The organism is Aliirhizobium cellulosilyticum (assembly GCF_014198105.1).
Taxonomy (GTDB): Bacteria; Pseudomonadota; Alphaproteobacteria; order Rhizobiales; family Rhizobiaceae; genus Neorhizobium; species Neorhizobium cellulosilyticum.
Genome location: NZ_JACIGW010000002.1, coordinates 472,381 through 493,176, shown reverse-complemented (window position 1 = coordinate 493,176; position 20,796 = coordinate 472,381). Strand labels below are relative to the sequence as shown.

The window sequence follows — 20,796 nt, the reverse complement described above, 5'->3', positions numbered from 1 at the left end:
CAGATCAATACTGGTATTCGTCGAACACCGGCTCGACCGAGCCATTCCAGCGGCCGTTGAAAAGTGCAAGCAGATCGTCGGCGAGCGTTGCCTTCTTCGCCAGCACTTCTTCGAGCGGTTGCAGGAAGACGCTTTCGTCCTGGCCGTCGCCATTGAGCTTCGCCCGCGCCTTGAGGCCGGCCGTCGAAATCCGCGCTGCATCGCGCGCCACGTCCAGAACCGGACGGCCCTTGATCGTCGCTGCAAGCCCCTGTGCCGGGACGGCATCGCGCATCGCGACAACATCCTCGAACGTCCAGTCTGCCGTCAGCGCCTCGGCTTCGGCAAGCGCCGCATCGTCGTAAAGCAAACCGACCCAGAAGGCCGGAAGCGCGCAGATCCGGCGCCACGGGCCGCCGTCTGCGCCGCGCATTTCAAGAAAACGCTTCAGTCGAACGTCGGGGAAGAGCGTCGAGAGATGGTTCGTCCAGTCACCCATGTTCGGCTGCCAGTCGGCCACTTCGCCCTTCAGCGCGCCGGCCATGAACTGGCGGAAGGTCACATGAGTGCAGTCGTGATATTTGCCGTCGCGAACGATAAAATACATCGGCACGTCGAGCGCCCATTCGACATAGTGGTCGAACCGGAAATCCGCATCGAAGACGAAGGGCAGGGTGCCGGAACGCCGGTTGTCGGTATCGCGCCAGATATCGCCGCGCCAGGAGAGGAGACCGTTAGGCTTGCCTTCGGTAAACGGCGAGGAAGCAAACAGCGCGGTCGCGATCGACTGCAGCTTCATCGACACCCGCATCTTGGCGGCCATGTCGGCTTCCGAGGAGAAATCGAGGTTAACCTGGATCGTGCAGGTGCGGTACATCATGTCGAGACCCTTGGCGCCGACCTTCGGCATGTAACGGGTCATGATGTCGTAGCGGGATTTTGGCATGCGCGGCGTTTCAGCCAGAGACCATGTCGGGCTGCCGCCCAGCCCAAGGAAGCGAATGCCCATCGGCTCTGCGATCTCTTTCACCAGCGCCAGATGCTTGTTGGATTCCTTGCAGGTCTCGTGGATCGTCTCCAGCGGCGCTCCGGACAATTCGAACTGGCCGCCAGGCTCGATCGAGATCGCGCCCATGCCGGACTGTTCTCCAAGCCCGATGATGTTCTCGCCGTCCATGATCGGCTCCCAGCCGAGCCTTTCCTGCATGCCCTTCAAAAGCGCGGAAATGCTGGCATCGCCGAAATAGGGAACGGGAGCGTTGTCCTTGGCGAAAAACACGAATTTCTCGTGTTCGGTGCCGATGCGGAATTTTTCCTTGGGGCGCGAGCCCTGCGCCAGATAGGCGGAAAGCTCAGATACCGAGGAAAGTGGTGTCTGGTCGGTCGTGTCACGCGCCATGAAAATACCTTGGTCGGAAGGCCTGGAATGATAAGCCAGACTGATAATCGTCCGGCTGATTGAACCGAATTCATCTGCGGTGCAAGCGAATTTGTTTCAAGATCAGTTCAGAAAAACAGTGCGATCTGTTGCGCTTTGGCAAGTCTGCAATGGTCCTCCATTACTTCCAATCACCGATCGCCGCCTGAATGACCGCCAGTGCCGCAACCGCCGCCGTATCGGCCCGCAGGATCCGCGGCCCGAGCGGTATCGCCGTCACGTAGGGCAGCGAGCGCAAGAGGCTGCGTTCCTCCTCCGAAAACCCGCCCTCCGGACCGACAAGCAGGGCAACCTTTTTCTCGGTGATCTTTGCCAGGATCGGCAACGGGTTCTGGCCCTCGTCGCCTTCGTCACAGAAGATGATCCGCCGGTCTTCAGACCAGCGCTCCAGTATCTCGGCAAGCTTGCGCGGTTCGCAAACCTCCGGGATCGACAGCACGCCGCATTGTTCGGCAGCTTCCGTCACATTCGCTTTCAGCCGGTCGAGATTGGTGATCTTACCCTGTACATGCTGGGTCATCACCGGCTGCATCGTGCCGGCCCCCATCTCCACGGCCTTCTGCACCAGATAATCCAGCCGGCCGACTTTTAGCGGCGCAAACAGATAATGCAGGTCGGAGGTTTCCGGTTGCGGCCTTGTCTGCTCGATCGGCTGAAGCACGATCTTCTTGCGGCTGGGAAAGGTGATCTCGGCCAGCCATTCGCCGTCGCGTCCGTTGAATACCAGAACCTTCGCACCGGCTTCCAGCCTCAGCACGTTGGCGAGATAATTGAACTGCTCGCTCGATACCTCATGCCGGGTGTCGGTAGACAGGGGAGAAACGACGAAAAGCCGCTGAAGGCGAAAATTGGCGCGCATGATCTTCTCTTACAAAAACAGCGCAAACATAACCGTAGCAATGATCGCCGCAAGGCCTGCCGCGGCCGGAAGCGTGATAATCCAGGCGGCGAGAATGCTCAGGATATGCGAACGGCGCACCAGGTAGCGCCGTTTCATCTCGTCGTCATTGTGCTCGCGTTCCTCGGCCTCGGGGTGGATGTCCCTGCCGGAACGGACCCGCATATATTCGTAGCGCCGCTTCGAATTGCGTGTGTACCATTCGCGGAAAAGCCCGACGCCGAACACCGCGCCGACGGCAATATGGGTGGAGGAGACCGGCATGCCGATCCACGACGCGACGAGCACGGTCAGTCCCGTTGACAGCGATACGCAATAGGCCCGCATCGGGTTGAGCTTTGTGATCTCGGCACCCACAAGCCGCACCAGTTTTGGTCCGTAAAGCAAAAGCCCGAGCGAAATGCCCAGGCCGCCGATCACCAGTTCCCACAGCGGTACGCCGGGCATGCGGTGCACGCTGCCGGTGGCCACGTCCTGAACCGCTCCGACGATCGCCGCCAATGGCCCGATCGCGTTCGACACGTCATTCGCTCCATGCGCAAATGACATCAGCGCCGCCGACAGGATCAGCGGAATGCGAAAAAGCTTTCTCAGCGACTGGTTACGGTTTTCCAGCCCCTCCGCCTGCCGGGCAATCACCGGGATCAGTACCCGCCAGGCGATAAGGCCGGTCACGACGGCCACCAGGCTTGCCAGATAAGGCGAGGGCGCACGTAGCTGATTGCCGCCGACAAGCGTCAGATAGCCCGCAAATACACCGGTCATGATACCGATCAGCACCGGCACCCATGTCTTGGCTGACGTGATCTTGTCTTCGCGGTAGATGATCGTTTCCTTGACCAGCAAAAGGAACGCCGCCGCGATCACCGCTCCGAGCACCGGTGAGACGACCCAGCTTGCGGTAATGCCCGCGACCAGCCCCCAGTTGATCGCGCCGAAGCCGGCGGCGGCAATGCCGGCACCCATCACCGCACCGACGATGGAGTGGGTGGTCGAGATCGGCGCGCTCGCCCAGGTCGCGATGTTGATCAGTACGGCAGCGGCAAGAAGCGCCGCCATCATCGCCCAGATCAGCACGTTAGGGCTGGAAATCAACGCCCCGTTGGTGATGCCACTGGCAATCGTGGTGGCGACATTGCCGCCGGCCAGCACGGCCCCCGCCACCTCGAAGACGGCAGCCAGGGCAAGTCCGAAGCCCATCGTCATGGCGCGCGCACCGACCGCGGCACCGATATTGTTGGTCACGTCGTTTGCGCCGATATTCATCGCCATATAGCCGGCCAGCGCCGCAGCGGCGATGACGATGACGGAGCCGGATGTGCCGGTCACATAGGTCGAGGCGAAAATCGCGGCCAGAATGATGAAGAGCAGCGCCACGCCCGGACCGGCAAGCCCGCGCGCCGTATGCCGCGCGGCGTCTTCCACCGAGGAGAGTTTTTCCAGATCCTTGTCGAGCGTCGGCTTTGCCAGACGCGGCTTCTGTTGGGCCATGCTTCGTTTTATCGGTAAGGAGCAGCGCTTGGATATCTTGCTCCGGTTTATCCCGAAGCTTTTTTAGCGCTCGCTTTTGAAGAGATTATGATGTTGGGCCGCAGGGCCTGCTCAGCCCGTGGCTTTCATGGCGAGAGTGCCAACCGCGGCGACATCCTGAACCGGTTTGCGCATCCTTTCGGCAAACTGCAGCATCAGGATTTTCAGTTCCGGCTCGTTCACCCGGTTGGAGGCTTCTTCGGGAGAAACCCACTCGATCTGCCGCACGCCCTTTTCCTTGAAGTCCTTGCAGCTGCCTTCGACCTTGAGCAGATGAACCTGCACGCGCACCGGCACCTTGATGCCGTTATCGAGACCCTTGCGGTAATGGTAAAAGCCGAAAGGCTTTTTCTCGGCCTTGCCTTTGACGCCGACCTCTTCCCTGGCTTCCTGCTCGGCGACCTGATGCGCTTGTCTGTTTTCCATCGGCCAACCCTTGGGGATCACCCACCGGCCGGTATCGCGACTGGTGGCAACCAGAACCTCGAATTCGCCGCGCTTTGTGGCGCGATAGCAGATCGCAGCATATTGCTGGCGCGGGGGGCGCTGCACCATGAGACGAAGATTGCTGGCGATACGGTTCATCAGGCCCAATTTAGAAAACACCTCCGAGAGTTTCATTTTACTAATATAATGATTGCGCCAGGATTAACGAGGTGTCGGGATCGAATTTGATCGTGAATCACCCGTTAAAAACCCTTACTCAGCTAAATATAAGGGGGTCGATAAACTGAGACGTCAACAGCTTATTGCACACCTGTTCAACTTTCCTCGAAATGTTGCCGAAATGCGCATGGCGAACGCATCGAGGCGACATTCGTCAAGAATAAGTTGAAGCATCCCGGCGTCATGAAATAGGTTGCGATTGAGACATGCGAGGGAGGAATGCATGCCGCAGCCAATCCAGTTTTTGCCGCCGAGGCAGGATGTCCTGTCTCGCAGGGCAACCATCATCGATGATCTGCGCGGCCTTCTGCCGGCCGATTGCGTCATCCATGAGGCGCGCGAACTGGTTCCCTTCGAAACAGACGCCTTCATCAGCTATCGCCGCATGCCGCTCGCCGTCGTTCTGCCGCGTACCACCTCGCAGGTGGCGGCGGTGATGAAATACTGTCATCGCTACGGTATCCCCGTCGTGCCGCGCGGCGCCGGCACCTCACTTTCGGGCGGTGCCATCCCGCAGGAGGATGCGATCGTGCTCGGCCTGTCGCGCATGTCCCGCATCATCGAGATCGACTATGCCAACCGCACCGCGACGGTGCAGGCCGGCGTCACCAACCTGAATATTTCCGAAGCCGTGGCGGTGGACGGTTTCTTTTACGCACCCGATCCCAGCTCCCAGCTTGCCTGCACCATCGGCGGCAATATCGGCATGAATTCCGGCGGCGCGCACTGTCTGAAATACGGTGTCACCACCAACAATCTTCTCGGCGTGAAACTGGTCCTGGTCGATGGCCAGGTGATCGAGTTGGGCGGCAAGCATCTGGATGCGGCAGGCTATGATCTCTTGGGCCTCGTCTGCGGCTCGGAAGGCCAGCTCGGCATCGTCACCGAGGCGACGGTTCGCCTGATCGCCAAGCCGGAAGGCGCCCGCCCGGTCCTGTTCGGGTTCTCGACATCCGAGGAAGCCGGCGCCTGCGTGGCCGATATTATCGCCGCCGGCATCATACCGGTCGCCATCGAATTCATGGACAAGCCGGCGATCGAGATCTGCGAGGCTTTTGCCAAGGCTGGTTACCCGCTCGATGTCGGCGCACTCCTGATCGTCGAGGTCGAAGGCTCGGAAGCGGAAATGGATGCCACGCTGGAAAACATCGTCGAGATCGCCCGTCGCCATCAGGTCATGACCGTGCGCGAATGCCAGTCGGCAACCGAGGCCGCGCTGATCTGGAAAGGCCGCAAATCCGCCTTCGGCGCCACCGGCCGCATCGCCGACTACATCTGCATGGATGGCACGGTGCCGCTCGGCAAGCTCTCTTATGTGCTGAAAAAGACGTCGGAAATCGTCGATCGCTTCGGCCTTCGCGTCGCCAATGTGTTCCACGCCGGCGACGGCAACATGCACCCGCTGATCTTGTTCAACGCCAATGACCCGGAAGAGGCGATGAAGGCGGAAGAGGCGGGCAACGAGATCCTCAAACTCTGCGTCGATGCCGGCGGCTGCCTCACCGGCGAACACGGCGTCGGCATCGAAAAACGCGACCTGATGCGGCATCAATATACGCCGGCCGAGCTTGCGCAGCAGATGGCGGTGCGCGCCGCGTTTGACGAGGACTGGATCCTCAATCCGTCAAAGGTGTTTCCGCTGGAAGGGAGGGGATGAAGCCTATGCTTTCCAGTTCCGTCTCGTTCCCCCATCACCCCCCTCTGCCCTGCCGGGCATCTCCCCCACAAGGGGGGAGATCACGAGAGGCATGCTCCTCGTTCCTCTCTCTACCCGTCTTATCGTCTCGATACATATCCAACATTGATTGGGGCAAAGGGGTGCGCCTGGCTGATCTCCCTCCTTGTGGGGGGCTCGGAGAGCGGGGCGAGACACGTGGCTCGACCCAGGAAAGCCGGCAGGGCAGAGGGGGGCATTCACACTCTCGACACCAGCGGGGAGCATCCCCCGCATGCTGATCCCCAACACCGAAGCCGATGCCGCCTACATCATTCGCAATGCGGCAGCCGAGAGAAAGCCACTGGAGATCTGCGGCAACAACACCCGTGGTTTTGCCAGGGCGAACCAGCCAGCCGAACAGATCAGCTCCCGAGGTCTCACCGGCATCGTCGATTACGACCCCGCCGAAATGGTGATGACGGTCAGGTCCGGCACGCCGGTTTCCGAGGTCGAGGCAGCCCTTGCTGCCAACCGCCAGATGATGGCTTTCGAGCCTATGGATCATCGCGGCATTCTCGGCACCCATGGAGCTCATTCTCGCGAGCCGACCATCGGCGGCGTTTTTGCAGCCAACGTTTCCGGCCCCCGCCGTCTCACCGCAGGGGCTGCGCGCGACAGCCTTCTCGGTCTCCGCTTCGTCAACGGCCGCGGTGAGATCATCCGCGCCGGCGGCAGGGTGATGAAGAATGTCACCGGGCTCGACCTCACGAAGTTGCTGGCCGGCTCGCAGGGCACGCTCGGTTTCCTCACCGAAGTCACTTTTCGCGTGCTGCCGGTTCCGCCAGCGGTGGAAACCGTCGTCATCTCCGGCCTTGACGACGAGATGGCGGCAAAAGCGATGGCTGCGGCCATGGCCTTGCCGGTGGAAATCTCCGGTGCCGCACACCTGCCGGCAAGCGTCCGTTCTCGCTTCATCGGCAATCACCTGCCGGAAGGTGAGGCGACCGTGCTGCGGCTCGAAGGGCTTGGGCCTTCTGTAGAGGTCCGGGCGCAAAAACTTGCCGCCGTCATGGAAGCCTTCGGACCGGTTGCGACGCTCGGTATGGAACGGAGCCTCACGCTCTGGCGCGAGATCCGCAACGTTGTCCCTTATGCCGATGGCACGGAAAAACCGCTCTGGCGGGTCTCGGTCGCCCCGAGCGCCGGTTATCATCTGGTCTCGGCGCTGCGTCTGGAGGCCGGCATCGATGCCTTTTACGACTGGCAGGGAGGACTGGTCTGGATGCGAATGGAGGCCGATCCCGAAGCTGAGCTTCTCCGCCGCTATATCCGCGCGTTGGGCGGCGGCCACGCAACCCTGATCCGGGCCACGGAAGCAGCACGCGCCGATATCCCGACCTTCGAACCGCTGCCGGATGCTGTTGCGGCGTTGTCTGCGCGGGTGAAGGAAAAGCTCGATCCGGCGGGGATTTTTAGCGTGGGGAAGATGGGGTGATGAGAATGAACTTTAGCAGATGGCATTTTGCTCGTGGCGTGCCCCTCACCCTAACCCTCTCCCCGCCTGCGGGGAGAGGGGACGTGCCCCGCTCGACCTCAGTGGCTGAGCGAGCGGTCGCGGCATATCCCTTCTCCCCGTTTCAACGGAGAGAAGGTGGCGGCAGCCGGATGAGGGGCGATTGCGCGTTCAGAATTGGCGGAGTTGGCATCCTAAAAAACATGCGCGAAGGTCGCGCCGCTTGTGATCTCCCCCCGTGTGGGGGAGATGCCCGGCAGGGCAGAGGGGGGCTGGCGACCTCGACGATCCGAGGAACCTTCTGATGCAAACCTCCTTCACCCCCGAACAGCTCGAAGACCCGCACGTCGCCGAATCCGAAAAAATTCTTCGTCGCTGCGTCCATTGCGGTTTCTGCACCGCCACCTGTCCGACCTATGTGACTTTGGGCAACGAACTCGACAGCCCGCGCGGCCGCATCTACCTGATCAAGGACATGCTGGAAAACGGTCGCGATGCAGATGAGGAAGTCGTCACCCATATCGACCGGTGCCTCTCCTGTCTCTCCTGCGTTTCCACCTGTCCTTCCGGCGTCGACTACATGCATCTGGTCGATCATGCCCGCGTCCATATCGAAAACACCTACAGGCGCCCGCTGATCGACCGGTTGATCCGCAGCCTGCTTGCCGCCGTTCTGCCATATCCGTCACGCTTCCGCACGGCGCTGACGCTGGCAAGATTCGGCCGCCCTTTCGCGCCGTTGTTGAAGCAGGTCAAGGCGCTGAAGCCGCTCGCCGCCATGCTCGATCTCGCGCCGCAATCTGCACCGGTGCGGCAGGAAACGGTCATGCACGGCGCCCAGCCCATTCGCGGCATAAGGCGGGGGCGGGTGGCTATCCTCTCGGGCTGCGCGCAATCCGTGCTCGATCCGGGCATCAATTCAGCAACAATCCGGCTTCTCGCCCGCTTTGGTATCGAGGTCATTTTGCCTGAAGGCGAGGGGTGTTGCGGCGCGCTTGTTCATCACATGGGGCGTGAGGAAGAGGCGCTCGATTTTGCCCGCCACAACGTCGATGTCTGGACACGCGAGATCGACAACAAGGGCCTCGATGCGATCATCATCACCGCATCCGGTTGCGGCACGACCATCAAGGATTACGGCCACATGCTGCGGCTCGATCCGGCCTATGCCGAAAAGGCGGCAAGGGTATCGGCGCTGGCCAGCGACATAACCGAATATCTCTCAACGCTCGATCTGCCTCGACAGGAACAGAGACGTATCAACGTCACCTATCATTCCGCCTGTTCCATGCAGCACGGCCAGAAAATCACTATGGCACCGAAACTGCTGCTGAAAAATGCCGGCTTCACCGTGCGCGATCCGGCGGAAGGGCATCTCTGTTGCGGCTCCGCCGGCACTTACAACATCCTGCAGCCGGATATTTCTGCCGAGTTGAAAGCCCGCAAGGTTCGCAATATCGAGGCGACGAAACCGGATGTCATCGCCACCGGCAATATCGGCTGCATGACCCAGATCGGCTCAGGCACGGCCATTCCGATCGTCCACACAGTGGAATTGCTGGATTGGGCTTATGGTGGCGAGAAGCCGGGGAAACTGTCGGCTTTAAAGGAAAAGGCCACCGTTTAGGTGGCCTTCCCAGGTCAATTCCGGAGAATTCTGTTATCCGCCGAAAATCGTGCGGAAAATGTCGATGCCACGATCCTTGAAGGCAACGTCGCCGGGCTTTGATCCGGGTCCGATCACGACGACCTTGGAGCCGACCGGAGCGCGGGCATAAAGATGCTCGACATCCTTGTTCATCATGCGGATGCAGCCGGAAGACAGGTTGAGGCCGATGGACCAGGGCTGGTTGGTGCCGTGGATGCGGAAGATCGTGTCTCGGCCCCCTTTGTAGAGATACATGGCGCGGGCGCCCAGCGGATTGTCCGGACCGCCGGGCTGAACCGCCGGCAGCTTGATGCCGCGGCGGGCTTCGCGGGCGCGCATTTCCGCCGGCGGGGTCCAGGTCGGCCATTCGGCCTTGCGTCCGATCGAGACTTCGCCAGACCAGCCGAAACCTTCGCGGCCGACACCGATGCCGTAACGCGTCGCGCGGTTTTTGCCTTCGACGTAATAGAGGAACTTGTTGTTGGTATCGACGATGATCGTACCCGGTGCTTCATTGGTGGTGAAGCGAACGCTGCGGCGCTGGAATTTCGCCGGCACTTCCTTGTTGCGAACCTTTGGCGCGACATCGCTGGCGGTCGTTTGAGATTGAGCGCTGGCGGTCTCGACCGGTGCCATGGTGGCGATGGCCGCAAATATCATGCCGGCTACGGCCAGCAGCAATTTAGGCGATTTCATCCTTACCCCTCATACAGATCTGATCTTCAAGCCGAGGCAAAATGTCCCGGCTTGGCCTGTAGGGCAAGTCAAAGAGGCGAGAATATGGGCAGCCTGTGGATAATAAAACGGCCGGATCGTGTCGATCCGGCCACATGAATACATGTCGAAGGGGCGGAAAACCTAGATCACGATCACCCTGGTTCCGATCTCTACCAGTCCGTAAAGATCGGTTACATCCTCGTTGCGCATGCGGATGCAACCGGACGAGACGGCGCTGCCGATCGTCCAGGGCGCGTTGGTGCCATGGATGCGGTAGAGCGTCGAGCCGAGATACATGGCGCGCGCACCGAGCGGGTTTTCCGGTCCGCCATCCATGCGCGCAGGCAGGTAGTGGCCCTTGGCGGCCTCGCGGGCGATCATCTCCTGCGGCGGCACCCAGCTCGGCCATTCCGCCTTGCGGGTCACCTTGTGTTCACCAGCCCATTCGAAGCCCGGTTTGCCGACACCAACGCCGTAACGTTTGGCCTGACCGTTTTCCATCACGAGATAGAGGAAACGGTTATTGGTATCGATGACGATCGTGCCCGGCCTTTCCTTCGTGTCATAGGCCACCATCTGCGGCAGGAACTGCGGCTCGATCTGGCTGCGGACAGCCCGGTTGGGACGCACGGCTGCCTGCTGCACCTGGCTGTTGTCGCCGAAGATGCCGCGGCGCACGACCGGCGTGCGGGCCGGTTGCTGCACGTCCGCCTGCCGCGCGACACCGGGCCGGTTCGGCGCCGCCGGGTAATAATTGCGCTGGCCGGTCACCACGGCCTGCGGCTTCATCGATCGCTGCGGCTGAACCTGTCTCTGGCGGGCCTGCGGCTGCGCACCGAGTTGCATCAGCCATGGAGCAGCAAGATCGGGACTGACCACGATCGGCGGGCGTTCGCGATAACGATCATCCGCCATTGCGGAACTGGAAAACAGGGCAGCAAGGCCCAGCGCGAGAAGAAGTTTCGCCTTCATGTCGGATCCACTCGTTACAATCACCGAAAGGCGGCCGCGCATCGACCTGAAAATCGAAATCGATTTTCGGAAAGTACGATGCGCCACTTAAATTGCCCGCCATTTGAGGCAGATGGTGAACGCAAGCTCAAAGCGAATGGTAAACGGGTGGCGCGTTTCATGCGTCAAATCCGATATAGCTTCCGGCAAGGTTACCCGCCGGTTTCGAGACATGGTTGCCTGAAACTGAAACCGGCGATACTGCCGTTAACGATTGGAATTGCGTAGAAAGAATTAGAGCGGATAGTATGGTCTGGGAGAAGGAAATGGCGGGCATCATAACCGGCGAGGATGGCAGGGGACGCTGCTTCTGGCATGGCGGGCTGGAGGATTACCGCCGTTACCACGACGAGGAATGGGGCCGCCCGGTCACCGACGATATCCGTCTGTTCGAAAAGATCTGCCTCGAAGGGTTTCAGTCCGGCCTTTCCTGGCTGACGATCCTGCGCAAGCGCGAGAATTTTCGCGCGGGCTTTGCCGGCTTCGACTTTCACAAGGTGGCGGAATTCGGTGAGGCCGACATCGAGCGGCTGGTGGCGGATGCCGGTATCATCCGCCATCGCGGCAAGATCGTCTCTACCATCAACAATGCTCGCCGCGCCATCGAACTGCAGCAGGAATTCGGCTCGCTCGCCAAATTCTTCTGGAGTTTTGAACCCGGTGCCGACCAGCGCCCGGCTACGCGCGATCTCGAAACGCTGCGCGCCAATCCGACCACGCCGGTTTCCGTGGCGCTTTCGAAGAACCTCAAGAAACGCGGCTGGAGCTTTGTCGGCCCGACGACGATCTATGCCTTCATGCAGGCCATGGGCATGGTCAACGACCATATCGACGGCTGCTTCTGCCAGAGCGAGGTGGACGAGATGCGGCTGAGGTTCAAACGACCCTAATCCGAGGCCGAGGTGATGCCGTTCAGCACGCCGTGCAGCTCGCCCAGATGGTCGATCTGGCGAAAGCGCGGAGCATCGGTCGGCGCGTCGACGTGTTCAAGAACCCAGGTCAGTGCGTGGGGAACGAAGACGCCGTAAGCGCCGGCGGCAATTGCCGGCACGATGTCGGATTTCAATGAATTGCCGACCATCATCGCCCGTTCTGGCCCTTCTGCAACCTTGTGAAAGATGCGGCGATAGGTGGTGGCGTTCTTGTCCGAGACAATCTCAACGGCATCGAAGTAGTCGCCAAGGCCTGATTGCGCCAGCTTGCGCTCCTGGTCGAACAGGTCGCCCTTGGTGATCAGCACCAGCAGATAATGGCCGTTCAGCGCTTCAAGCGTCTCTTCCACATGCGGCATGCATTCCACCGGATGGCGCAAAAGGTCACGACCAATCTCGAGGATCTTGGTGATCGTTTTTGTCGGAACCTTGCCCTCGGTGATCTCGACGGCGGTCTCGATCATCGAAAGGGTGAAACCCTTGATACCGAAACCGTAATATTCGAGGTTTCGCTTTTCGGCTTCGAGCAGCTTGGCCGAAATATCCGGCCCCTCGGCAAAATCGCCGAGCAGCGTCTGAAAATGCTCTTCCGTCAGCCGGTAATATTGTTCGTTCTGCCAGAGCGTATCGTCGGCATCAAAGCCGATAGCGGTAATCGGGCGCATGTCCACTGCCTCCGGCCCTATCATATGGAGGAAGATCGACGCCGGGCAAGCGGCAAGCTTGCCCGGCGCCATCTCATTCAGCTCTTATTTTCCGTGCTGTTTCAGCCAGGCCTGCATGTCGGCGATCTCGGCCTCCTGCGCCTTGATCACTGCTTCCGCCAGCTTGCGCTGGGTCGGGTCCTTTCCGTATTCGAGTTCGATCTTGGCCATGTCGATCGCGCCCTGATGATGGGCGATCATTCCGCGGGCGAAATCGACATCCGCATCGCCGGAAAACTCGATCGCCATGCCCTGATGCATTTTTGCATTGGCGGCCTTGAAGGCTTTTGTCGAGGCGCTGTCTTCGGCCGACGCAGCATTCATCGTCATGCCAGCATGGCCTTTCATGTCGTGGCCCTTCATTTCCTGCGCAAATGCGCCGGAGAAGGACGTGTTGGCAAAGGCGAGCGTTATCGCAGCCGCGGCAATGATCGTGGTCTTGGACATGAGGTATCCTTCCGTGTCCTGAAATTCGTTATCGATGATATGACGAAAACGATCAGGCTCGGGGAGGAGGCGTCAGCGGCGCAGGGCCTGAAACGATCAGCGAAAGGCCGGTTTCCGGTGCGGGGTAACGGTGGATGAAACGGCCGCTATCGGCGAAGGTGATGTGCGGCGGCATCACCAGGCAGGCGGAGCAGAAAGGTGCGACGCAAATCTTCTTGCCGTCTTCGCTCTTGTGCGGGCAAGGCTGCTGTATCTCGCCATGCATGGGATCGGATTGCGCGATATCGCCATGCCCCGAATGGACCGGCATGGCGTGCTGCGACGTTGCTGGACCGGCGTTTATTGCTGCGCCAGCCATTGCCGCACCCGCCATAGGCATGACAGCCATAGCCGGCATCGCTCCGTAAAGGAGCCAGGCGGCAAACATCATGATGGTGGCGAGCTGTCTCATTGCAATGATTCTAAGCTTTGGGCGTTGGAAATCAAGCGAGGCCGGCATCACGTCACGCTGATCGGATGCGGTGACGGTTCAGACCGCGATCACCCGATGGATGGCCTGCCGGTCGCGGCCAATCTCGCCGAACGGCGCCACCGGCCAGTTCCACCGCCGTTTCGCCTCAGGCGCCGCAACGCCGCAGAGAAGGTCGTCCTCTTCAAGGATAGCCCCGTCGCGGTCGGTCACCTCATAGCTGATGTCCGTCAGCAGCGCCGTCTTGCAGGGCAGTTGCCCAAGTCCGTCGAGATGGGCGCGGATGAGTTGCGAGATGACTGCATCCGGATTTTCATGGCCGGATCGCTCCAGCAGCCGGCGACAGCCGACGCCGATCTGCGAGACGATATTGGCCGAGACGACGAGATCGAGATAGGGTACCTGCCGCAGAAACGCCAGCGGCTCCGGTGTCTTTCCAGACAGCGCATCCTCAAGCCCGGAAAGATCGCGCGAGATCAACCGGACATTGGTCAGCCGCTTTGCCCTGATCCATGTGCGGACGCTGGCGAGATGCACGAGATCGACCAGCACGACGGTATCGAAGCGTTTCGACAGTTCGACTATCGGCACATCGCGCAGCAGGCCGGAGCCGAGCACGACGGCGGTGCGCCGCTGTTTCATCGGCGCGATCGTCTCGCGGATAAAGGCATGGCAATTCTCTTCATGCGCCGCCCAGTCCTTCGTGCAACGCGCCGCCCGGCCCCAGAGGCCGAGAGAAGAGCGGATGAAGGGACGGAATTTTCGCGGCGTGACCAGAGCGGTCGCGGTATATTGGATGGCTTCGAGGATCATATGAATACAGGCAAAGACTAACGGTAGGCTTGGCGGCGGTGATCAACTTCCATCACCAGAACCACCAGTCGTTGATCCTGTATGTCGCAGATGATGCGATAGTCACCGACCTTGTAGCGCCAGAGATGTTTGAAACGAGGCCCCTGAAGGGCCTTGCCGAGTTGGCGGGGATTGTCGAGCGGCTTCACCCGGGTGTGCAGAAAATCTCGTATGCGAGCCGACTCTATATGGCCCATTTTCTTGAGCTGTTTGATCGCAGTCGCCTGAAAGTCAATCTTCCACGCCAACCTCGCGCTCCATCTCTTCCCAGGTGTAGGTGCGCTCGCCGTTTTTTAAGCGCTCCATCGCCGCCTCGGCGAGTGCGATGTCGTGCAAATCCTCCAGATGCTGCTCGATCACCTCGCGCATATAGGCATCCGGCGCGGAACCGGCTTCGGCCGCATATTCCTCTACGAGCTTCATCATCTCATCCGGCATTTCGATGGTGACACGCTTGTTCATGGTGATTAATCCTTCAGGTCGCCTGTATATACCATTGCGCTGCACTCTTCGCCAGCCGCCGCCCTTGCCGGGTGAGGCCTCATCCTCTAAGAAACCGCTCGTATTTTCGGCCTTTTCCGAAGGCCACAAAGCAATGGATATCGATCATGAGCGACAAGCAAAAGAAGCCCCAGAAACTCAAGGCCCGCCTGCCGCGCGGTTTTGTCGACCGCTCGGCTGCCGATATCCATGCGACCAACGAGATGACGGCGAAAATCCGCGAGGTCTATGAGCGCTACGGTTTCGATCCGGTCGAGACGCCGCTGTTCGAATATACCGATGCGCTGGGCAAGTTCCTGCCTGACTCTGACCGCCCCAACGAAGGCGTGTTTTCGCTGCAGGACGATGACGAGCAGTGGATGAGCCTGCGTTACGACCTGACGGCGCCGCTGGCCCGTCACGTGGCGGAGAATTTCAACGAGATCCAGCTGCCGTTCCGCACCTATCGCGCCGGTTATGTGTTCCGCAACGAAAAGCCCGGTCCGGGCCGTTTCCGCCAGTTCATGCAGTTCGATGCCGATACGGTCGGCGCGCCGGGCGTTCAGGCCGATGCCGAAATGTGCATGATGATGGCCGACACGATGGAAGCGCTCGGCATCAAGCGCGGCGACTATGTGATCCGCGTCAACAACCGCAAGGTTCTCGATGGCGTCATGGAAGCCATCGGTCTCGGCGGTGACGACAAGGCCGGCCAGCGCCTGAACGTGCTGCGCGCCATCGACAAGCTCGACAAGTTCGGCCCGGAAGGTGTGAAGCTGCTTCTCGGCGAAGGCCGCAAGGACGAGAGCGGTGACTTCACCAAGGGTGCGGGCCTGAATGCCGACCAGATCGACAAGGTTCTCTTCTTCGTCGGCATCAAGGACTATGCGCAAAGCGCTGCCCAGCTTGCCGAGCTCGTTGCCGGTACTGCCAATGGCGGCGAAGGCGTCGATGAACTGAACACGATCGGCGCTCTGGCGACCGGTGCCGGTTACGGCCCGGACCGCATCAAGATCGATCCTTCCGTCGTCCGCGGCCTCGAATATTACACCGGTCCGGTCTTCGAAGCCGAACTGACCTTCGACGTCACCAACGAGAAGGGTGAAAAGGTCGTCTTCGGCTCGGTCGGCGGTGGCGGGCGTTATGATGGTCTCGTCTCGCGCTTCATGGGGCAGCCGGTTCCGGCAACGGGCTTCTCCATCGGCGTATCGCGGCTGATGACGGCGCTGAAGAACCTCGGCAAGCTGGGGCAGGACGAGGTCCTGGCTCCCGTCCTCGTCACCGTCATGGATGGCGATGTGGAAAGCATGGGCCGTTACCAGCGTTTCACGCAGGCTCTTCGCTCCGAAGGCATCCGCGCCGAAATGTATCAGGGCAACTGGAAGAAGTTTGGCAACCAGCTGAAATATGCCGACCGCAGAGGTTGCCCGATCGCCATCATTCAGGGCGGTGATGAGCGCGCGGAAGGCGTCGTACAGTTGAAGGACCTGATCGAGGGCAAGCGCCTGTCTGGTGAGATCGAGGACAACGCTTCGTGGCGCGAGGCGCGTGTGGCTCAGGAAACTGTGTCGGAAGCCGATCTTGTTGCCAAGGTGAAGGATATTCTCGCGGCTCAGGCCGAAGATCGCAGGCGGGCGAAGGATGTTTGATCGCGTTTCCTGTGTTTCGGGAGCTCTCCCATGCCTCTGATCAACATGCCCGAATTTTCAGGCACCCTGCTCGATGAATTCGCTGCCCGCGGTACCGCGCGGATCGACACACCGGTCATCCAGCCGGCAGCGCCGTTCCTCGACATGGCGGGCGAAGACCTGCGCCGGCGTATTTTCCTCACCGAAAGCGAGACGGGCGAGAGCCTCTGCCTTCGGCCGGAATTCACCATTCCCGTCTGCCTGCGCCATATCGCCAATGCCACCGGCACGCCGCGGCGGTACTGTTATCTCGGCGAAGTGTTCCGCCAGCGCCGCGAGGGTGACAACGAGTTCTATCAGGCCGGTATCGAGGATCTGGGCGAGACCGCGACGGCCAATGCCGATGCGCGCGCCGTCAACGATGCGATGCAGATCCTGCACAACCTCATTCCCGGCCGCCGCCTGACGGTAACGCTCGGTGACCAGGCGGTCTTCGAGGCGGTCGTTCGTGCGCTTGGCCTGCCCGGCGGCTGGCAGAAACGGCTGATCCAGTCCTTCGGCAACAATGCCCATCTGCGGCACCTGCTGATGACGCTGGCGAGCCCGCAGGCTGAAACGGGTCTGTCACCAGAGCTTGCCGCGCTTCTGAGCCAGGACGAGGCGGCGCTGATCGCCCATATCGACCGGACCATGGAAGAGACGGGGTACTCCACCAATGCCAGCCGTTCGCCGCGCGAAATCGCGGCCCGGCTGAAGGAAAAGCAATCGCTGGCCGAAACCAGGCTCGATGGCTCGGCGCTTCTTCTCCTGAGCGAATTCCTGTCGCTGGAAATGTCGCTTTCCGAGGCTCCCGCAGCACTGGCCGGTTTCGCCGATGCGGCGGGGCTTGCCATGGGGGCGGCACTCGTGACGTTTCAGGCACGCGCGGAGGCCATGGCCGATCTCGGTGTCGACCTGACCAAGGTGACCTACCGCGCCGCATTCGGCCGTCCGCTCGATTATTACACCGGGCTCGTCTTCGAAGTCAGCCGCGACAACGCGGTTCTGGCCGGTGGCGGGCGTTTTGACCGGCTGATGACGCTTCTCGGTGCGAACGAAGATATTCCGGCCGTGGGCTTCTCGCTCTGGCTCGACCGGATCGAACAGGCGAGGGCGCGCTGATGTCTATGATTACCATCGCTCTCCCCTCCAAGGGCCGCATGAAGGAAGATGCGTCCGCAATCTTCGAGCGCGCCGGCATGCCGATCGTTGCCGTTGGTAACGAGCGCTCCTATCGCGGCAAGGTCGACGGTCACGACGATATCGAGATCGCCTTCCTGTCTGCCTCCGAGATTGCCCGCGAAATCGGTGCCGGAACGGTCGATTTCGGCGTGACCGGTGAAGACCTGATCCGCGAAGGTTTGGCAGATGCCGACCGTAAGGTCGAAATTTCGGCCCGCCTCGGCTTCGGTCATGCGGATGTCGTCGTCGCCGTGCCGGAGATCTGGCTCGATGTCGACACGATGGCGGATCTCGGTGACGTTGCCGCCGACTTCCGCTCGCGCCATGGCCGCCGTCTGCAGATCGCCACCAAATACTGGCGGCTGACGCAGCAGCATTTTTCGGGAAGCCACGGCATCCAGCTCTATCGCATCGTCGAAAGCCTTGGCGCCACCGAAGGAGCGCCTGCCGCGGGACAGGCGGATATCATCGTCGACATCACCTCGACCGGCTCGACGCTGAAGGCCAATCACCTGAAGATCCTGTCCGATGGCGTGATCCTGAAGTCGGAAGCCTGCCTTGTTCGCGCCCGCAAGGCCGAGCACGAAGGCGACGACCGTATCGCGGCGATCGTCGAGGCAGTCCGCAAGGCCGTGTGATCAGGATGTCAGGCGCGGACGCCAACATTATCGGGCTTTATGAACGCCACGCGCTCGCCTTCGACAAGGTGCGCGGTCGCAACCTGTTCGAACGGCCGTGGCTCGATCATTTTACCGGGCTTATCCCGCAGCGCGGGCATGTGCTGGATCTCGGTTGCGGGGCGGCCGAGCCGATGGCTGCACATCTGATCAGCAGAGGTTTTCACGTCACCGGTGTCGATACGTCGAAGACGCTGATCGGGCTGGCGCGCGAGCGGTTTCCGGGCATGGCCTGGCATGAAGACGACATGCGGAAGTTCTACATACCGACCAAGTTTTCCGGCATCCTTGCGTGGCACAGCTTCTTTCACCTGAATGCCGATGACCAGCGGGCGATGTTTCCGCGCTTCGGCGCGCTTGCCGGTCCGGGTGCTGCGCTGATGTTTACCAGCGGTCATTTCGAAGGCGAGGCGATGGGCGAGTTCGGCGGCGAGCCGCTTTACCATGCCAGCCTGTCAAAGGCCGAATATGAGGCGCTGCTGCAGAAGAACGGCTTTAGGGTGGTCGCCCAGATCTCGCAGGATCCTGCCTGCGGCGGCGCGACCGTCTGGCTCGCCAAAAATATCCGCCGCTAGAACAGTCCTTTATTCAGACAATAAAAAACCCGCCGGATGTTGGTCCGGCGGGAATGTCTTGGCAGGGATTTGATAATTGTTAGGCGGCAATTGCGACGGAACCGCGGCGGGCGTCGATGGAATATGCGCCCGGGCCGAAGGTTGCGAGCAGGATGTATGCGCCGGCCAGTGTGAAATTCTTCATCAGCATGATGCCGTTAAGGGCGTTGATCCAGCCGAGAGCCGCATCAGGCCAGCCGGGAACGGCAACGGTACCCGAATGGAAGACGGCACCGGTGAAGATGCAGAAGAGTGCAAGCGCCCAGCCGACGATTTTGGTCTGGAAGCCGACGAGAACGGCAAGACCGGTGACGAATTCGAACAGGCCGGCGAGATAAGCCAGAGCCGTGGCAGCAGGCAGGCCGGCGCCGGTGATCATGCCGGCGGTGCCTGCCGGATCGGTCAGTTTGCCGAAGCCGGAATAGATGAAGATGAAGGACAAGAGGATACGGGCGATCAGGACGATGGTGTTTTGCGAGCTAGACATGGAAGTCTCCAGATATTCGCCAGCTCCGGTCTTTCGGGCCAGCGGTTGAATTCTCTGGAGCTGTATGTGCCACGTTTATCGGTGCCCCGAAAGGTGAACGAAGGTGGACAAATTGTTCGCTAAAAATGAACGACAACGACAAGGCTCGGCGCGGGATGTGAAACAGGGGAGAGGCCGCGCAAATGCGGAATCGGGATATATGTTTGTATGGCGTTGCAATTGCGCGGCCTGGCATATTGGTTGATGTCCTGCCGGTTTCCCTCGATTTCTTCCTTTCATGAGGATGGGTCGGCTTGCGGACATGCCTTGCATGCCGCAGGCGTGACTGCGACAGGCTTATGCCAGCTTCCGCCTGCCCACGAACGTCTCGCGAAACACTCCGGTGGCGAAAGCGACATGATTATGTGACCGCCATTCGCTGCGGGGATGAAGGGGCGCGAAATTCACGCCATCATCCTGATTTTACTGGGATCAATGAGACAAAGCTTCCCCGTCCGATTGCCGCGCCATTGCATTTGCGGGACGAAAGACTACGTGGCGAGCACACAGCTTGATAGATTCGCTTTCCTGCTCCATCCTTGCGCCCTGTCTTCGCATTGCGATCATGGGAGGGAGTGAGGGATGACCTTCGAATATCTGGTGACGGCGTTCATAATATGCCTCTCGCCTGGCATCGGTGTCGTTTACACGCTGTCATCGACACTTGGCGGCGGATTGAAGGCGGGTTTCTGGGCTGCGATCGGCTGCACGATTGCGACGGTCATTCATCTGGTCGTCGCCATGGCCGGTCTTGCCGCTATTCTCCACACGAGCGCGGTTCTGTTCCAGGCGATCAAATTCGCTGGCGTCGCTTATCTGCTCTGGATGGCCTGGGCGGTTTTGAAAGGGCGAGGCGGGCTGTCGGTGCGCCCAACGGAACCGAAATCCCCGCTGCAGCTCATCCGTAGCGGCATTCTGCTGAATATACTGAACCCGAAACTGCCATTGTTCTTCGTCGCCTTCATCCCGCAATTCGTACCCGCTGGAAGCCCGGTTGGGCTGTTGATCGAACTTGGTCTCGGCTTCACCGCGATGACCTTCATCGTGTTTATCGGTTATGCCGTGATTGCCGCGACCGGGCGGCAATATCTGCTGCAGAGTGAAACCGCGATGAGCTGGATGCGCCGCGCCTTCGCCGCATCCTTTGCCGCACTTGGATTGAAGCTTGCGACCGAAGGAACGCGATAGC

At 60.5% G+C, this 20,796-nt stretch carries 22 protein-coding genes; 9 read left to right on the top strand and 13 right to left on the bottom strand.

Annotated elements, in window-relative coordinates; translation table 11 throughout:
• Positions 1–4: 4 nt before the first annotated feature.
• The 4 genes from GGE33_RS11280 to GGE33_RS11265 form a co-directional block, all read right to left on the bottom strand.
• Positions 5–1,378, bottom strand: a complete 1,374-nt coding sequence (locus tag GGE33_RS11280) for a glutamate--cysteine ligase (RefSeq protein ID WP_183823177.1) — start codon at positions 1,376–1,378, stop codon at positions 5–7.
• Positions 1,379–1,538: 160 nt separating this feature from the next.
• Positions 1,539–2,276 (bottom strand): 16S rRNA (uracil(1498)-N(3))-methyltransferase, encoded by a 738-nt coding sequence (locus GGE33_RS11275; protein ID WP_183823175.1) that lies wholly within the window; start codon positions 2,274–2,276, stop codon positions 1,539–1,541.
• 9 nt (positions 2,277–2,285) lie between these two features.
• A complete protein-coding gene (locus GGE33_RS11270; protein ID WP_183823173.1) occupies positions 2,286–3,806 on the bottom strand; it encodes an inorganic phosphate transporter in 1,521 nt (506 codons plus the stop codon).
• A 111-nt stretch (positions 3,807–3,917) separates the two neighbouring features.
• Complete coding sequence (locus GGE33_RS11265; protein ID WP_148147402.1) at positions 3,918–4,400, bottom strand: NUDIX hydrolase; 483 nt, start codon at positions 4,398–4,400, stop codon at positions 3,918–3,920.
• A 334-nt stretch (positions 4,401–4,734) separates the two neighbouring features.
• Here GGE33_RS11265 and GGE33_RS11260 point away from each other — a divergent pair, with 334 nt between their 5' ends.
• The 3 genes from GGE33_RS11260 (at position 4,735) to glcF (ending at position 9,308) form a co-directional block, all read left to right on the top strand.
• Positions 4,735–6,168, top strand: coding sequence for an FAD-linked oxidase C-terminal domain-containing protein (locus GGE33_RS11260; RefSeq protein WP_183823171.1), 1,434 nt, complete (start codon positions 4,735–4,737; stop codon positions 6,166–6,168).
• Positions 6,169–6,460: 292 nt separating this feature from the next.
• Positions 6,461–7,663 (top strand): FAD-binding protein, encoded by a 1,203-nt coding sequence (locus tag GGE33_RS11255; protein ID WP_183823169.1) that lies wholly within the window; start codon positions 6,461–6,463, stop codon positions 7,661–7,663.
• Positions 7,664–7,985: 322 nt separating this feature from the next.
• Entirely contained in the window at positions 7,986–9,308 is a 1,323-nt protein-coding gene (gene glcF, locus GGE33_RS11250; protein WP_183823167.1) for a glycolate oxidase subunit GlcF, read from the top strand.
• 33 nt (positions 9,309–9,341) lie between these two features.
• Here glcF and GGE33_RS11245 read toward each other — a convergent pair whose 3' ends face one another.
• Positions 9,342–10,025 (bottom strand): L,D-transpeptidase, encoded by a 684-nt coding sequence (locus GGE33_RS11245; protein WP_183684971.1) that lies wholly within the window; start codon positions 10,023–10,025, stop codon positions 9,342–9,344.
• A 162-nt stretch (positions 10,026–10,187) separates the two neighbouring features.
• Positions 10,188–11,018, bottom strand: a complete 831-nt coding sequence (locus GGE33_RS11240) for a L,D-transpeptidase (RefSeq protein WP_183823164.1) — start codon at positions 11,016–11,018, stop codon at positions 10,188–10,190.
• Positions 11,019–11,323: 305 nt separating this feature from the next.
• Between GGE33_RS11240 and GGE33_RS11235 the strand changes: the two genes are divergently transcribed.
• Positions 11,324–11,947 carry a DNA-3-methyladenine glycosylase I gene (locus tag GGE33_RS11235; protein ID WP_183823162.1) on the top strand — a complete coding sequence of 208 codons (624 nt, stop codon included), beginning with the start codon at positions 11,324–11,326 and terminating at the stop codon, positions 11,945–11,947.
• On the opposite strand, the gene GGE33_RS11230 is transcribed toward GGE33_RS11235, so the two are convergent.
• The 6 genes from GGE33_RS11230 to relB all read right to left on the bottom strand — a co-directional run bounded on the left by GGE33_RS11230 (position 11,944) and on the right by relB (position 14,923).
• Entirely contained in the window at positions 11,944–12,660 is a 717-nt protein-coding gene (locus tag GGE33_RS11230; RefSeq protein ID WP_183824092.1) for an HAD family hydrolase, read from the bottom strand. The two genes, GGE33_RS11235 and GGE33_RS11230, sit on opposite strands and share 4 nt — an antisense overlap.
• Positions 12,661–12,738: 78 nt before the next feature.
• Entirely contained in the window at positions 12,739–13,140 is a 402-nt protein-coding gene (copM, locus tag GGE33_RS11225) for a CopM family metallochaperone (protein WP_183823160.1), read from the bottom strand.
• Between the two features lie 52 nt (positions 13,141–13,192).
• On the bottom strand, positions 13,193–13,591 hold the full coding sequence (locus GGE33_RS11220) for a hypothetical protein (protein ID WP_183823158.1): 399 nt from the start codon (positions 13,589–13,591) through the stop codon (positions 13,193–13,195).
• A gap of 78 nt (positions 13,592–13,669) precedes the next feature.
• A complete protein-coding gene (locus GGE33_RS11215; RefSeq protein ID WP_183823156.1) occupies positions 13,670–14,422 on the bottom strand; it encodes a hypothetical protein in 753 nt (250 codons plus the stop codon).
• A 17-nt stretch (positions 14,423–14,439) separates the two neighbouring features.
• Positions 14,440–14,709, bottom strand: a complete 270-nt coding sequence (locus tag GGE33_RS11210) for a type II toxin-antitoxin system RelE family toxin (RefSeq protein ID WP_183823154.1) — start codon at positions 14,707–14,709, stop codon at positions 14,440–14,442.
• The gene (gene relB, locus GGE33_RS11205; RefSeq protein ID WP_183823152.1) at positions 14,693–14,923 is read right to left on the bottom strand and encodes a type II toxin-antitoxin system RelB family antitoxin; all 231 of its coding nucleotides are present in this window, start codon (positions 14,921–14,923) and stop codon (positions 14,693–14,695) included. The genes GGE33_RS11210 and relB overlap by 17 nt, the downstream gene beginning before the upstream one ends.
• A 146-nt stretch (positions 14,924–15,069) precedes the next feature.
• On the opposite strand from relB, the gene hisS reads away from it, so the two are divergent.
• The 4 genes from hisS to GGE33_RS11185 are packed head-to-tail and all read left to right on the top strand — an operon-like array spanning position 15,070 to position 19,042.
• Positions 15,070–16,590 (top strand): histidine--tRNA ligase, encoded by a 1,521-nt coding sequence (gene hisS, locus GGE33_RS11200; protein ID WP_183823150.1) that lies wholly within the window; start codon positions 15,070–15,072, stop codon positions 16,588–16,590.
• 30 nt (positions 16,591–16,620) lie between these two features.
• Positions 16,621–17,730 carry an ATP phosphoribosyltransferase regulatory subunit gene (locus tag GGE33_RS11195; RefSeq protein WP_183823148.1) on the top strand — a complete coding sequence of 370 codons (1,110 nt, stop codon included), beginning with the start codon at positions 16,621–16,623 and terminating at the stop codon, positions 17,728–17,730.
• A 5-nt stretch (positions 17,731–17,735) separates the two neighbouring features.
• Entirely contained in the window at positions 17,736–18,428 is a 693-nt protein-coding gene (hisG, locus tag GGE33_RS11190) for an ATP phosphoribosyltransferase (RefSeq protein ID WP_183824090.1), read from the top strand.
• A gap of 5 nt (positions 18,429–18,433) precedes the next feature.
• Positions 18,434–19,042: a class I SAM-dependent DNA methyltransferase gene (locus tag GGE33_RS11185; RefSeq protein ID WP_183823146.1), complete on the top strand. Its 609-nt coding sequence runs from the start codon at positions 18,434–18,436 to the stop codon at positions 19,040–19,042.
• A gap of 79 nt (positions 19,043–19,121) precedes the next feature.
• On the opposite strand, the gene GGE33_RS11180 is transcribed toward GGE33_RS11185, so the two are convergent.
• Positions 19,122–19,568 carry a DoxX family protein gene (locus GGE33_RS11180; RefSeq protein ID WP_148147367.1) on the bottom strand — a complete coding sequence of 149 codons (447 nt, stop codon included), beginning with the start codon at positions 19,566–19,568 and terminating at the stop codon, positions 19,122–19,124.
• Positions 19,569–20,189: 621 nt separating this feature from the next.
• Between GGE33_RS11180 and GGE33_RS11175 the strand changes: the two genes are divergently transcribed.
• The gene (locus GGE33_RS11175) at positions 20,190–20,795 is read left to right on the top strand and encodes a LysE family translocator (RefSeq protein ID WP_148147366.1); all 606 of its coding nucleotides are present in this window, start codon (positions 20,190–20,192) and stop codon (positions 20,793–20,795) included.
• Position 20,796: the final 1 nt, after the last annotated feature.

Coding starts and splice junctions, on each gene's coding strand:
- GGE33_RS11265 (WP_148147402.1), bottom strand. CDS start 4,400: ATGGTGCAGCGCCCCCCGCGCCAGCAATATGCTGCGATCTGCTATCGC.
- GGE33_RS11180 (WP_148147367.1), bottom strand. CDS start 19,568: ATGTCTAGCTCGCAAAACACCATCGTCCTGATCGCCCGTATCCTCTTG.
- GGE33_RS11220 (WP_183823158.1), bottom strand. CDS start 13,591: ATGAGACAGCTCGCCACCATCATGATGTTTGCCGCCTGGCTCCTTTAC.
- GGE33_RS11185 (WP_183823146.1), top strand. CDS start 18,434: ATGTCAGGCGCGGACGCCAACATTATCGGGCTTTATGAACGCCACGCG.
- GGE33_RS11275 (WP_183823175.1), bottom strand. CDS start 2,276: ATGCGCGCCAATTTTCGCCTTCAGCGGCTTTTCGTCGTTTCTCCCCTG.
- GGE33_RS11245 (WP_183684971.1), bottom strand. CDS start 10,025: ATGAAATCGCCTAAATTGCTGCTGGCCGTAGCCGGCATGATATTTGCG.
- GGE33_RS11175 (WP_148147366.1), top strand. CDS start 20,190: ATGACCTTCGAATATCTGGTGACGGCGTTCATAATATGCCTCTCGCCT.
- GGE33_RS11270 (WP_183823173.1), bottom strand. CDS start 3,806: ATGGCCCAACAGAAGCCGCGTCTGGCAAAGCCGACGCTCGACAAGGAT.
- GGE33_RS11195 (WP_183823148.1), top strand. CDS start 16,621: ATGCCTCTGATCAACATGCCCGAATTTTCAGGCACCCTGCTCGATGAA.
- GGE33_RS11235 (WP_183823162.1), top strand. CDS start 11,324: ATGGCGGGCATCATAACCGGCGAGGATGGCAGGGGACGCTGCTTCTGG.
- hisS (WP_183823150.1), top strand. CDS start 15,070: ATGAGCGACAAGCAAAAGAAGCCCCAGAAACTCAAGGCCCGCCTGCCG.
- GGE33_RS11215 (WP_183823156.1), bottom strand. CDS start 14,422: ATGATCCTCGAAGCCATCCAATATACCGCGACCGCTCTGGTCACGCCG.
- relB (WP_183823152.1), bottom strand. CDS start 14,923: ATGAACAAGCGTGTCACCATCGAAATGCCGGATGAGATGATGAAGCTC.
- GGE33_RS11255 (WP_183823169.1), top strand. CDS start 6,461: ATGCTGATCCCCAACACCGAAGCCGATGCCGCCTACATCATTCGCAAT.
- glcF (WP_183823167.1), top strand. CDS start 7,986: ATGCAAACCTCCTTCACCCCCGAACAGCTCGAAGACCCGCACGTCGCC.
- GGE33_RS11260 (WP_183823171.1), top strand. CDS start 4,735: ATGCCGCAGCCAATCCAGTTTTTGCCGCCGAGGCAGGATGTCCTGTCT.
- hisG (WP_183824090.1), top strand. CDS start 17,736: ATGATTACCATCGCTCTCCCCTCCAAGGGCCGCATGAAGGAAGATGCG.
- GGE33_RS11240 (WP_183823164.1), bottom strand. CDS start 11,018: ATGAAGGCGAAACTTCTTCTCGCGCTGGGCCTTGCTGCCCTGTTTTCC.
- copM (WP_183823160.1), bottom strand. CDS start 13,140: ATGTCCAAGACCACGATCATTGCCGCGGCTGCGATAACGCTCGCCTTT.
- GGE33_RS11280 (WP_183823177.1), bottom strand. CDS start 1,378: ATGGCGCGTGACACGACCGACCAGACACCACTTTCCTCGGTATCTGAG.